An 11786-nucleotide genomic window follows, 5' to 3' on the forward strand; every position below is an offset into this window, starting at 1 on the left:
AACTGGTCCATGTCGATCGTTGAATCACTGCGGCCGTGTGCCGGCCTGCGCGTCCTCGTCACCGCGGGGGCGAGCGGGATCGGCGCGTCGATCGCACGCGCCTTCCACGATGCCGGCTCGCAGGTGCATGTGTGCGACATCGACCGTGCGGCGCTCGACCGCCTCGTGGTCGCCGCACCCGGCATCACCGGCAGCATGGCCGATGCGTCCGTCGCCACCGATGTCGACCTCGTCTTCGACGACGTGCAGGGCACGCTCGGCGGGCTGGACGTGCTGGTCAACAACGCCGGCATCGCCGGCCCCACGGGCCCGATCGAGGGCATCGACGCGGGCGAGTGGGAACGCACGATCGCCGTCAACCTCAACAGCCAGTACTACTTCGCCCGCCGCGCGGTGCCGCTGCTCAAGCGCTCGGAAGTGCCGAGCCTGATCGCGATGGGCTCGGTGGCGGGGCGCCTGGGCTACGCCTACCGCACGCCCTACGCGTCGAGCAAGTGGGCGATCGTGGGCATGACCAAGTCGCTGGCCATCGAGTTGGGGCCGCAGGGCATTCGTGTCAACGCGATCCTGCCCGGCACGGTGGAAGGCGATCGCATGCGTGGGGTGATCGCAGCGCGTGCTGCCGCCACCGGCGTGAGCGTCGACGCGATGCGCGAGCAGTACCTCAACAAGATCTCGTTGCGCCGCATGGTGACGGCCGACGACGTGGCGGCCCTGGCGCTGTTCCTCTGCTCACCCGCGGCCCGCAACCTGACCGGCCAGGCGATCAGCGTGGACGGCAACCTCGAGTACCTCTGACGGCGTCTGACCTCTGACATCGATTCCACAAACCAAGGAGACAAACATGCGTGATTCCCTCTGCACCACGGCGCGCCGCGCGCTGCCCGTGCTGGCGACGCTGACCACCCTGAGCGGCCTCGCCCAGGCCGCGCCGGTGAAGATCGGCCTGCTCGAAACCCTCTCGGGCCCGCAGGCCTCGACGGGCCAGTCGTTCCGTTCGGGCGTGAAGTACGCCATCGACAAGATGAATGCCGCCGGCGGCTGGAACGGGCAGCCGGTGCAACTGATCGAGTACGACAACCAGGGCGGCCCGGCGGGCGCGTCCGACAAGCTCAAGGCTGCCATTGCCGACGGCGTGCAGATCGTCGTGCAAGGCGCCTCGTCGGCCATCGGCGGCCAGATCACCGAAGACGTGCGCAAGCACAACCTGCGCAACCCCGGCAAGGAGATCGTCTACGTCAACGTGGGCGCCGAAGCGATGGAGCTGACCGGCGAAAAGTGCAACTTCCACCACTTCCGCTTCACCGGCAATGCGCAGGTGCGCACCAAGGCGCTCGTGGCCGGCATGAAGCAGGCCGGCACGCTCGGCAGCAAGGTCTACGCGATCAACCAGAACTACTCCTGGGGCCAGGACATGGAGCGAGCCATCGGCGACAACGCGGCCGCCGGCGGCTACCAGGTGGTCGAGAAGACGCTGCACGACACCAACAAGATCCAGGACTTCTCGCCCTACGTCTCGAAGATCGTGGCGAGCGGCGCCGAGACCGTGATCACGGGCAACTGGTCGAACGACCTCTTGCTGCTGATGAAGGCCTCCAAGGCCGCGGGCCTGAAGGCACGCTTCGGCACGGTCTTCCTCGACCAGCCGGGCAACGTCGCCAACGCCGGCGACACCGCGCTCGGCCACTTCATCGCCCATGCCTTCAACCCCGAGGCGGGCGGCGCTGAGAGCACGCGTTTCGTCGACGACTTCAAGGCCAAGACCGGGCATGTGCCGACCTTCGTCGAGCCGCAGGCCGCCTTCGGCCTGGAGATGGTGGCCGCAGCGCTCAAGGCGACCAAGCCGCAAGGCGATGCGCTCAACGTCAACGCCTTCGCCAAGACGCTGGAGGCCACGCGCATCCGCACGCCCATGGGCGAGGTGAGCATGCGCGCGGCCGACCACCAGGTGCTGATGCCGTTCGTCGTCTCGATGGTGAGCAAGGACGCCAAGTACAAGGCCGACGGCACCGACATGGGCTTCAAGCCGGTCAAGGTGTTCACGGCGGAAGAGGCGGCGGGGCCGGTGCAAGCCAACTGCAAGATGCAGCGACCCGACTGATGGACACGATCGTTTTTGCGCTGCTCAACGGCGTCATCCACGGCCTGCTGCTGTTCATGGTGTCGGCCGGGCTGACGCTGGTCTTCGGCATGATGGGCGTGCTGAACTTCGCGCACGCGTCGTTCTACATGCTCGGGGCGTACTTCGCGTACACGCTGCAGGGCATCGTCGGCTTCGGCCCCGCGGTCGTGCTCGCGGCGCTGCTGGCCGGCGCAGTGGGCGTGGGCGTCGAGCGCTGGTTCCTGCGGCGCGTGCACCACCACGGCCACGCGCACGAACTGCTGCTCACCTTCGGGCTGTCGTTCATCATCGCCGAGACGATCAAGCTGCTGTTCGGCAACCACCCGGTCGACTACCGGGTGCCGGCCTCGCTCGACTTCGCGGCCTTCTCGCTCGGCAGCCAGCAGTACCCCATGTACCGGCTGCTGATGGGCGGGGTGGCGATCGCGATGTTTGCCGCGCTCTGGGCGCTCTTGACGCGCACGCGGGTCGGCATCGTGGTGCGTGCCGCCATCTACCGCCCACGCATGGCCGAGGCGCTCGGCCACAACGTGCAGCTCGTCTTCATGGGGGTGTTCGGCGTGGGGGCGGCGCTCGCGGGGCTCGCAGGAGCCGTCGCGGGCGCCTTCTACACCACCAACCCCAACATGGCGCTCGAAGTCGGCGTGATGGTGTTCGTGATCGTGGTCGTCGGCGGGCTGGGCTCGCTGGGCGGCGCGATGCTGGCGTCGCTGCTGATCGGCGTCATCACCTCGCTGGCGGTGGGCGTGGACCGCAGCATCGCCGACCTGCTCGCGTTCCTGGGTGCACGTTCATGGGCTGAAGGCATCGGCGGGCTGCTGACGCTGAAGGTGTCGAGCCTGGCGGCAACGATCCCGTTTGCGCTGATGCTCTTCGTGCTGCTGGTGCGGCCTCGCGGCCTGATGGGGGAGGAGGCATGAGCCGTTCGTGGACGCTCCTGCTGCTGGGCGGCGGCGTGGCGCTGCTCGCTGCGCTGCCCGCGCTCCTGAGTGCGGGGCTGCTGAATGCCTCGATCCAGATGCTGATCGCCGCGCTGTTCGCCTGCGCCTACAGCCTGCTCGCAGGCCGTGCGGGCCTGCTGTCGTTCGGGCACGCCGCCTACTTCGGCGTTGGCGCGTTCGCCACCGTGCATGCGATGAAGGCGCTCGGCGGCAACGGGCTGCTGCCCACGCCGCTGCTGCCGCTGGTGGGCGCCTTGGCGGGCCTGGTGGTGGGCTTCGTCGCCGGCTGGTTCGCGACGAAGCGCAGCGGCACCACCTTCGCGATGATCACGCTGGCCGTGGCCGAGCTGTTGCATTCGCTTGCGCCGCAGCTCAAGGGCTGGTTCGGCGGCGAGTCGGGCATTTCGGCGATGCGCATGCCGGCCTGGGGACTCACCTTCGGCTCGACGGTGGAGGTCTACTACCTCACGCTCGCCTGGGTGCTGCTGTCGCTCGCGCTGCTGCATTTCCATGGCCGCACGCCGCTCGGGCGCCTCACGCTCGCGCTGCGCGAGAACGGCCACCGCCTCAAGTTCCTCGGCTACGACGCCCACGGCGTGGGGCTGTCGGCCTTCGTGGTCTCGTCGATGTTCGCCGGCATCGCCGGTGGCCTGCAGGCGATCAACAACGAGGCCGCCAACTACGTCGTCTTCGATGCCAGCGTCTCGGCCGCGGTGGTGCTCAACAGCTACATCGGCGGCGTCGGCAGCTTCCTCGGCCCGGCGCTGGGCGCGGCGCTGATGACCTTCTTCGGCTACGCGGTCTCGGACGCGACGCGTTCCTGGCTGCTCTACCAGGGCATGCTCTTCGTGCTGGTGATGATGTTCGTGCCGGTGGGCCTGACCGGCCTGTTCGGCGCCGCGGCGCGCTTGAAGGCACGGCGTGGTTGGCGCCTCGCGGTGTCGGTCTCTGCCCTTGCCGTGGTGGCGACGCTGTGCGCGGCGGCGGGCGTGGTCTTCGTCGTTGAGATGCTGCAGCGCCTGTGCTCGCACGACTACCGCGCGCTCGCCGCGATGGGCGGAAGCTGGCCGCCCATCGCGCTCTTCGGTCGAAGCTGGGCGCCCGGGTCGGTCGCGACCTGGCTCGTGCCCGCGCCGCTGGCCGTGGCCGGCCTCCTGGGCTGGGCGGCGCGCCGTGCCCTGGTGGCGCCTCCCGTGCAGCCGCCCGAGGCCGCAGCCGCCGTCGACCGGCAGGAGGCGTTGACATGAGCGACATCGTCCTGAGCCTGCGCGGCGTGCGCAAGTCGTACGGCGCGAGCGAGATCATCCGCGGCGTCGACCTCGACCTGCGGGCCGGCGAACGCCACGCGCTGATCGGCCCGAACGGCGCCGGCAAGTCCACGCTCTTCCACCTGATCTCGGGCAACACCGCACCGAGCGCCGGCGAGATCGTCTTCGGTGGCCAGCGCATCGACGGCTGGTCGCCGCAGCGCATCGCCCGTGCGGGGCTCGCGCGCTCGTTCCAGATCACCAACATCTTCCCCAAGCTCACCGTGTTCGAGAACATCCGCCTCGCGGTGCTGCGCCGCCACCACCTGCAGTACGCCTTCTGGCGCGTGCTCGACCGCGCGACGGCGGTGCGCGAAGACACCGAGCGCCTGCTCGAACGTGTGCGCCTGCAGGCGTATGCGACGTCGCTGGCCGGCGAGATGACCTATTCGGCGCAACGCTCGCTCGAGCTCGCGATGACGCTCGCCTGCGACCCGCAGGTGGTGCTGCTCGACGAGCCCATGGCCGGCATGTCGAGCGAGGAGACCGCCTACACCGCCGAGCTCATCCGCGAGACCACGGCGGGGCGGGCGCTGCTGATCGTCGAGCACGACATGAGCGTGGTCTTCGACCTCGGCGAGCGCGTCAGCGTGCTGGTGTACGGCGAGCTCATCGCCACCGGCACGCCCGACGAGATCCGCGCCCATGCCGGTGTGCGCGAGGCCTACCTGGGCGAGGAGGTGGCGGCATGAACGCGGCCGACGACGTGCTGCTCCAGGTCGACGACCTGCACGCCCACTACGGCAAGAGCCACGTGCTGCGCGGCGTGACGCTCAACGTGCGGCGCGGCGAGGTGGTGAGCCTGCTCGGCCGCAACGGCTCGGGCCGCTCCACCACGCTCAAGGCCATGATGGGCCTCGTGCCGCCGAGCGCAGGCCGGGTGCAGCTCGGCACGCGCGCGCTCGCGGGCGCCAAGCCGAACACCATCTGCCGCGCAGGCCTCGCCTACGTGCCCGAGGAGCGCGAGGTCTTCGCCAACCTCACGGTCGACGAGAACCTGCGCATGGGCGAGCAGCCGCCGGTCGAGGGCGCGCAGCGCTGGAGCATCGAGCAGATGTTCGACTACTTCCCGCGCCTCAAGGAGCGCCGCCGCACCAAGGCCGGCAGCCTCTCGGGCGGCGAGCAGCAGATGCTGACCATCTGCCGCTCGCTGCTGGGCAACCCGCTGGCCATCCTCATCGACGAGCCCACCGAGGGGCTGGCGCCCAAGATCGTGGCGCAGGTCGGCGAATGCATCCGCGACATGCAGCGCCGCGGCGTCTCGGTGCTGCTGGTCGAGCAGAAGCTCGCCATCGCGCTCAAGGTCTCCTCACGCGTGTGCGTGATGGGGCACGGCCGCATCGTCTTCGAAGGCAGCCCGCAGCAACTGGAGGCCGACGACGCGCTGCTGCAGCAGTGGCTCGCGGTCTGATCCCCACACCACAGGAACCCTCTCATGTCCGACAAGGTCATCATCAGCTGCGCCGTCACCGGCTCGGTGCACACGCCGACGATGTCGCCCTACCTGCCGCTCACCCCCGACCAGATCGCCGAGCAGGCCATCGAGGCCGCCCAGGCCGGCGCCGCCATCCTGCACCTTCACGCACGCGACCCGAGCGACGGCCGGCCCACGCCCGACCCGGCGGTGTTCGACCAGTTCGTGCCGCGCATCAAGGCCGCCACCGATGCGGTGATCAACATCACCACCGGCGGCAGCACGCGCATGACGCTCGACGAGCGGCTCGCCTACCCGTTGCGCGCGCAGCCCGAGATGTGCTCGCTCAACATGGGCTCGATGAACTTCTCCATCCACCCCGTGGCGCGCAAGATCTCCGAGTGGCAGCACGCCTGGGAGCAGCCCTACGTCGAGGGCATGGAAGACCTGATCTTCCGCAACACCTTCCGCGACATCAAGCACATCCTGCGCGTGCTCGGCGACGAGTGCGGCACGCGCTTCGAGTTCGAGTGCTACGACGTCGGCCACCTCTACAACCTGGCGCACTTCGTCGACGAAGGCCTGGTGCGCGGGCCGCTCTTCATCCAGAACATCTTCGGCATCCTCGGCGGCCTCGGGCCCGACCCGGAGAACCTGGTCACGATGCGCAGCACCGCCGACCGCCTGTTCGGCCGCGACGGCTACCGCTTCTCGGTGCTCGGCGCCGGGCGCCACCAGATGCCGCTGCTCACGATGGCGGCGGTGATGGGCGGCAACGTGCGCGTCGGCCTCGAAGACAGCCTCTACCTGGGCCGCGGGCAGCTCGCGCGTTCGTGCGCCGAGCAGGTGCGCAAGATCCGCCGCATCCTGGAAGAGCTGTCGCTGGAAGTGGCGACGCCGGATGAAGCGCGCGAGATGCTGGGCCTGAAGGGCCGCGAGGCGGTGGCGTTCTGACCACGACGAACTGACAACGACGAAAGAGGAAACGATGACGAAGCGATTGAAGGGCCGGGTGGCCATCGTGACGGGTGCCGGTGGCGGCCTGGGCCGCACGCACGCGCTGGAGCTGGCGCGCCACGGCGCACGCGTGGTGGTGAACGACCTGGCCGGCGCCGACGCGGGCGCGGCGGCGCACCGCGTGGCCGACGAGATCCGTGGCCATGGCGGCGAGGCGCTGGTGTGCCTGGGCGACGTGACGCGCGACGACGAGATGGAGGCGATGGCGGCGCAGGCGGTCGCGGCATGGGGCCGCATCGACATCCTGGTCAACAACGCCGGCATCCTGCGCGACAGGAGCTTCGCCAAGATGTCGCTCGACGACTTCCGCCGCGTGCTCGACGTGCACGTGATGGGTGCGGTGCACTGCACCCGCGCCGTGTGGGCGCGCATGCAGGCGCAGGCCTACGGCCGCATCGTGATGACGACCTCGTCGAGTGGCCTGTACGGCAACTTCGGCCAGGCCAACTACGGCGCGGCGAAGATGGCGTTGGTCGGGCTGATGCAGACGCTCGCGCTCGAAGGCGCGAAGTACAACGTGCGCGTCAACTGCCTTGCGCCGAGTGCCGCCACGGCGATGACCGCTGGCGTGCTGCCGCCCGAGGCACTCGCACGCCTCACGCCGGAGAGCGTGAGCCCGGGGCTGATCCCGCTGGTCGACGAGAACGCCCCCACGCGCATGATCCTGCTGGCCGGGGCGGGAAGCTTCGAGTCTGCGCACATCACGATGACGCGCGGCGTCTACATCGGCGACGACGCCCATGCCGGCGATCGGCTGTGTGCGCAGCTCGCGCTGCTGCAGGACCGCCACGGCGAGACCGTGCCCGCCTCGGGCTGGGAGCAGTACAAGCTCGAACTCGCCAAAGCCGACGCGGTAGAGGGAGAACCGGCGTGACGACGCTCACCGGCAAGGTCGCGCTGGTGACGGGCGCCAGCTCGGGCCTCGGCGAGGCCACTGCGCTGCACTTCGCGCAGGAAGGCGCCAAGGTCGTCGTGGTGGCCCGGCGCGTCGACCAGGGCACGCGCGTCGTGCAGCGCATCGAGGCCGCGGGCGGCGAGGCGCTCTTCGTGCAGGCCGACGTGAGCCGCGCCGGTGACGCCGAGCGCATGGTGGCGGCCACGCTCGAACGCTTCGGCCGCCTCGACTGCGCCGTCAACAACGCCGGCATCGCCGGCCCGCGCTTCACGCCCATCGCCGACGTCACCGAAGCCCAGTGGGACGAGGTCATGGGCGTGAACCTGAAGGGCGTGTGGCTGTGCATGAAGCACGAGATCCCGGCCCTGCTCGCCAGCGGCGGCGGCGCCATCGTCAACGTGGCGTCGATCTACGGGCTCAAGCCGAGCGACATCGGCCACGCGTCGTACTCGACCAGCAAGTTCGGCGTCGTCGGCCTCACCCAATCGGCCGCGTCCGACTACGGCCAGATGGGCCTGCGCATCAACGCGATCGCACCGGGTTTCACGCGCTCCGAGATGGTCGACCCCGAGCGCCCGGGTGCCGCCGAGCGCTACCGGGCGCTGACCGCGCGCCACAGCGGCATGAACCGGCTTGGCCGCGCGGAGGAGCCGGCCAACGCCATTGTCTGGCTGTGCTCGGAGGCGGCGAGCTACGTGAACGGCGCCGTGCTCGCCGTCGACGGCGGAGGCGCGACGCGCATGTATTGATGCGCGCCGTGCCGGCGGGCCAGAGGTGCGTCGAACGCACCCCGCCGCAGCCCTCAGCGCGAGCCGCGCTCCTTCTTCGCCAGGGTCAGAAGCTCGTCCAGGGCTTCCTCGCGCAGCCCCTTCAAGGCTGCAAAGTTCGCCTTCGACAAGGGGCTCTGCTCAAAGCTGCGCAGCAACAAGGCACGCTGGTGGCGAGCCGCGGCCTCGGCCGCCTGCTCGGGGTCCAGCGGCAGCGCCGGCGCGGCTGAGGAATCTCGTTCATGCGCAGGAGCGGGTCGCTGATCGGGCCGAGGCTTGTGCGGGCGCTGTGGCGCACCCGACTCCGCATCGCCGGGCCGGCCGGGCCCTCGTCGTGCGGCGGCTTGGGGCGGTCGGGGGCGCCGTGGCGCCTGGCCGGGTTGCGAAGGCCGCGCGGAGCGGTCTGCGCGATCGGATGCGCCGGGTGGTGCCGAGCGCGGGCCCCGAGGGGCAGCGCGCTCGCCGGCTGCTGGCGAAGCGGTCTGCGACACCTCGGCCTGCTGGGAAGGCAGCGGCGGTCGGGCGTCGCGCCGCGAAGCGCGGGCTGCTTCGCGCCCTGCTTGTTTCTTTGCTTCGACGATGGCCCGGCGCCGCTCGAGTTCCACGCCTGCAGCGTCGCGGTGCTCGGCCGCGATGTCGCCGGCCGGCTGGCCATCGAGGTCCGTGCGTGTTGCTCCCTCTGCCACCAGGGCCCGCAGGTAGGCAGTCCCGGTGGTGTGGCGCTGCAGGAAGATCGAGAGGGCCTTCTTGGTGAAGACTCCGGGCGCCCGCTCATGGATGTCGGCCTGGATGCGAAGCTTGATCGGCTTGATCACGCCCGCTCCGAACAGCGCCGGAAAGTGCTGGGCCAGCAGGCGCGCGGTCTCGGCCACGTTGGGTTCGGGCCGAGACACAGGCGCGACAGGAGCCTCGGGCGCAGCGGGCGCCGCCTCGGTCGGCGTGGCCGGCGTCGCATGGGCCGTCGGGGCCGGAGCAGTCTCGGGAATTTCGGGGATGTCAGTCATCGGAACGAAGCAGGGCGGTTGCGGGGGGCTGTGTAGCAACCTCGCATTCTCGGCCCTTGCGGGTGGACTGAGCGAAGGGACTACGAGACGGCGTCGGCCAGGTACTGCACGAATGCCCGCACCCGCGCCGACAGGTGCCGGTTTTGCGGATACAGCACATGGAATGGCCTCGACCGGCCGCCGTGGCCCTGCATCACTTCGACGAGCTGGCCCGCCTTCACCGCCTCGCGCACCACGAAGTGGTAGATCTGGAACAGCCCGCCGCCAGCGACGGCCCAGCCGACGCCGGCCAGCACGTCCTCGTGCACGCGCTGGCGACTCTTGAAGCTGAAGTCGATGTCTTCGCCATCGGGCGATCGCAGGATCCAGGGCATCGTCCGGCCGGTACTGGGCAGCACGAACTGGATCAGGTCGTGCTGCCGCAGGTCTTCGAGACTCTTCGGCTTGCCGCGGCGCCGCAGGTAGGCGGGTGATCCGAAGATGCCCACCGTGGCCTCCTCGAGCTTGCGCGAGACCAGCCGCGAGTCGCGTGGCTCACCCAGGCGGATGGCCAGGTCGTAGCCATCCTCGACGAAATCGACGTTGCGGTTGGACACGTTGAGTTCGACCTCCACGCCCGGGTAGGCGGCCATGAAGCCTGGCAGCATCGGCACCACGCGGTGGTGGCCGTACACCGTGCCCACGCTCACGCGCACCAGGCCTTTGGGCCGGGCTTGCTGCCCGGTGATCGCACGCTCGGCTTCGGCGATCTGCTCGAGCGCTTGCTGGCACTGTGCGTGGTAGAGCTCGCCGCTGGCGGTGAGACGCACGAGGCGGGTGGTGCGGTTGAAGAGGCGCACGCCCAGCCGCGCCTCGAGCCGCGCGATGGAGCGGCTCACCGAGGCCGGCGTCAGGCCCAGCGCTTCGGCAGCGCCGGTGAAGCTGCCGAGCTCCGCCGCCTTGCAGAACAGCTCGATGCTGCCCAACTGCACGGGGTCGAAGGTGCGCGTCATTTGTTCAGCCAGGTAATGAACGTAGTTCCATGGGGCCAGTTTATGAGGCACCGGCGAATCAATACAGTCCCTTCCATCGCGCTCCCCCCTGGCGCGGCCACACAGAAGGAAACCCCATGACTCGCGCATCCTGATGATCGTCACCTCCAACGCCCGCATGGGCGACACCGGCAAGCCCACCGGCCTGTGGGCCGAGGAGCTGGCGGTGCCGTACTACGCGCTCGCCGATGCCGGCGTCGAGGTGACGCTGGCCTCCCCGGCGGGAGGCCCCACGCCCATCGACCCGGGCAGCATCAAGCCGGCCGGCCAGAACGACCCGGTGGTCGAGCGCTTTCTCGCCGATGCGGCCTTGCAGGCGCGCATCGCCGCGACACCCAAGGCCTCGGAGTTCGACGGTGCGCAGTTCGACGCCGTCTTCTTCCCCGGGGGCCACGGCACGATGTGGGACCTGCCGGTCGACGCCGGTGTGACCCGCGCCGTCGAACGCGCCTTCGCGGCCAAGAAGCTGATCGCCTCGGTCTGCCACGGGGCGGCCGGCCTGGTGACGGCCCGACGACCCGATGGGCAATCCATCGTCAAGGACCTGCGCGTCAACGGCTTCACCGATGCGGAGGAAGTGGCCGTCGGTCTGGAGAAGGTCGTCCCGTTCATGCTCGAGACGCGCCTGCGCGAACTGGGCGGCCGCTTCGAAGGCACCGGCAACTGGCAGCCGTTCGCCATCCGCGACGGCCAACTGATCACGGGCCAGAACCCGCAGTCATCGCACCTGGTGGCAGAGGAAATGCTGAAGGCGCTGGCGGCGCGCTGAAGGCGACGATCGGCCCGCCGCGCGGCACGAACTACTCGACCTCGGCGAGGATCACTGGGGTTGCCGTGATGTCCTCTTCGGCGAAGCCGGTTCCGCCCGCGGGAAAGAGCGATGTCACGTCGAGCTCTCCGTAGAGATCTGCGCCTGAGGCCGCCCGGGAGTCGACCTCGATCACGTACGACTTCGAGCAGCCCGCAGACGTGACGATGCCGCGCACGCCGAGCAAGAAGAACCCGGCATCGTTGGCGGAGGCCTCGGCGAAGATGGACCCCGACTGAGGCGCCCGGTCGCGGAGCACGACATGACCCACGTGCGGTTGCCCCCGGGGGTCGAGCACCCGGCCCGTGATGTTCATGTTCATGCGCACGGCGGGGTCGCAGTTGCCGCCGCCAGGCTGCGGCTGGGGGGGCACCGGCGGAACTGCGCTCGTGTCGTCGGACGACCCGCCGCACCCACCCACGGTGGTGGCGAGTGCCGTCAGCAACACGGTCAAGACCCCGGCGAGGGGACGCTTCGGGC

General features: G+C 69.8%; 13 protein-coding genes. 10 read left to right on the forward strand and 3 right to left on the reverse strand.

Annotated elements, in window-relative coordinates:
* The first annotated feature begins 9 nt into the window (after window positions 1–9).
* Genes RXV79_RS09055 through RXV79_RS09095 form a run of 9 tightly spaced genes read left to right on the forward strand, consistent with a single transcriptional unit; the run spans window position 10 to window position 8445 of the window.
* Window positions 10–798 (forward strand): SDR family oxidoreductase, encoded by a 789-nt coding sequence (locus RXV79_RS09055; RefSeq protein WP_316703105.1) that lies wholly within the window; start codon window positions 10–12, stop codon window positions 796–798.
* Between the two features lie 46 nt (window positions 799–844).
* On the forward strand, window positions 845–2101 hold the full coding sequence (locus RXV79_RS09060; protein WP_316703106.1) for a branched-chain amino acid ABC transporter substrate-binding protein: 1257 nt from the start codon (window positions 845–847) through the stop codon (window positions 2099–2101).
* Window positions 2101–3042 carry a branched-chain amino acid ABC transporter permease gene (locus RXV79_RS09065; protein ID WP_316703107.1) on the forward strand — a complete coding sequence of 314 codons (942 nt, stop codon included), beginning with the start codon at window positions 2101–2103 and terminating at the stop codon, window positions 3040–3042. The genes RXV79_RS09060 and RXV79_RS09065 overlap by 1 nt, the downstream gene beginning before the upstream one ends.
* Complete coding sequence (locus RXV79_RS09070) at window positions 3039–4310, forward strand: branched-chain amino acid ABC transporter permease (RefSeq protein WP_316703108.1); 1272 nt, start codon at window positions 3039–3041, stop codon at window positions 4308–4310. Before RXV79_RS09065 ends, RXV79_RS09070 begins: the two co-directional genes overlap by 4 nt.
* A complete protein-coding gene (locus RXV79_RS09075) occupies window positions 4307–5062 on the forward strand; it encodes an ABC transporter ATP-binding protein (protein WP_316703109.1) in 756 nt (251 codons plus the stop codon). Before RXV79_RS09070 ends, RXV79_RS09075 begins: the two co-directional genes overlap by 4 nt.
* The gene (locus tag RXV79_RS09080) at window positions 5059–5781 is read left to right on the forward strand and encodes an ABC transporter ATP-binding protein (protein ID WP_316703110.1); all 723 of its coding nucleotides are present in this window, start codon (window positions 5059–5061) and stop codon (window positions 5779–5781) included. The genes RXV79_RS09075 and RXV79_RS09080 overlap by 4 nt, the downstream gene beginning before the upstream one ends.
* A 24-nt stretch (window positions 5782–5805) precedes the next feature.
* Window positions 5806–6738 carry a 3,5-dioxohexanoate:acetyl-CoA acetone transferase gene (locus RXV79_RS09085; RefSeq protein WP_316703111.1) on the forward strand — a complete coding sequence of 311 codons (933 nt, stop codon included), beginning with the start codon at window positions 5806–5808 and terminating at the stop codon, window positions 6736–6738.
* A gap of 34 nt (window positions 6739–6772) precedes the next feature.
* A complete protein-coding gene (locus tag RXV79_RS09090) occupies window positions 6773–7675 on the forward strand; it encodes an SDR family NAD(P)-dependent oxidoreductase (RefSeq protein ID WP_316703112.1) in 903 nt (300 codons plus the stop codon).
* Window positions 7672–8445 (forward strand): SDR family NAD(P)-dependent oxidoreductase, encoded by a 774-nt coding sequence (locus RXV79_RS09095; protein WP_316703113.1) that lies wholly within the window; start codon window positions 7672–7674, stop codon window positions 8443–8445. Before RXV79_RS09090 ends, RXV79_RS09095 begins: the two co-directional genes overlap by 4 nt.
* Window positions 8446–8498: 53 nt before the next feature.
* On the opposite strand, the gene RXV79_RS09100 is transcribed toward RXV79_RS09095, so the two are convergent.
* Window positions 8499–9467, reverse strand: a complete 969-nt coding sequence (locus RXV79_RS09100) for a ProQ/FINO family protein (RefSeq protein WP_316703114.1) — start codon at window positions 9465–9467, stop codon at window positions 8499–8501.
* A gap of 80 nt (window positions 9468–9547) precedes the next feature.
* Window positions 9548–10459 carry a LysR family transcriptional regulator gene (locus RXV79_RS09105; RefSeq protein WP_316703115.1) on the reverse strand — a complete coding sequence of 304 codons (912 nt, stop codon included), beginning with the start codon at window positions 10457–10459 and terminating at the stop codon, window positions 9548–9550.
* 133 nt (window positions 10460–10592) lie between these two features.
* Here RXV79_RS09105 and RXV79_RS09110 point away from each other — a divergent pair, with 133 nt between their 5' ends.
* Window positions 10593–11267, forward strand: a complete 675-nt coding sequence (locus RXV79_RS09110; protein WP_316703116.1) for a type 1 glutamine amidotransferase domain-containing protein — start codon at window positions 10593–10595, stop codon at window positions 11265–11267.
* A 31-nt stretch (window positions 11268–11298) separates the two neighbouring features.
* Here the strand turns inward: RXV79_RS09110 and RXV79_RS09115 are convergent, their stop codons facing one another.
* A complete protein-coding gene (locus tag RXV79_RS09115; RefSeq protein ID WP_316703117.1) occupies window positions 11299–11628 on the reverse strand; it encodes a hypothetical protein in 330 nt (109 codons plus the stop codon).
* Between the last annotated feature and the right edge of the window lie 158 nt (window positions 11629–11786).

It is taken from the genome of Piscinibacter gummiphilus (assembly GCF_032681285.1).
Classification (GTDB): domain Bacteria; phylum Pseudomonadota; class Gammaproteobacteria; order Burkholderiales; family Burkholderiaceae_C; genus Rhizobacter; species Rhizobacter gummiphilus_A.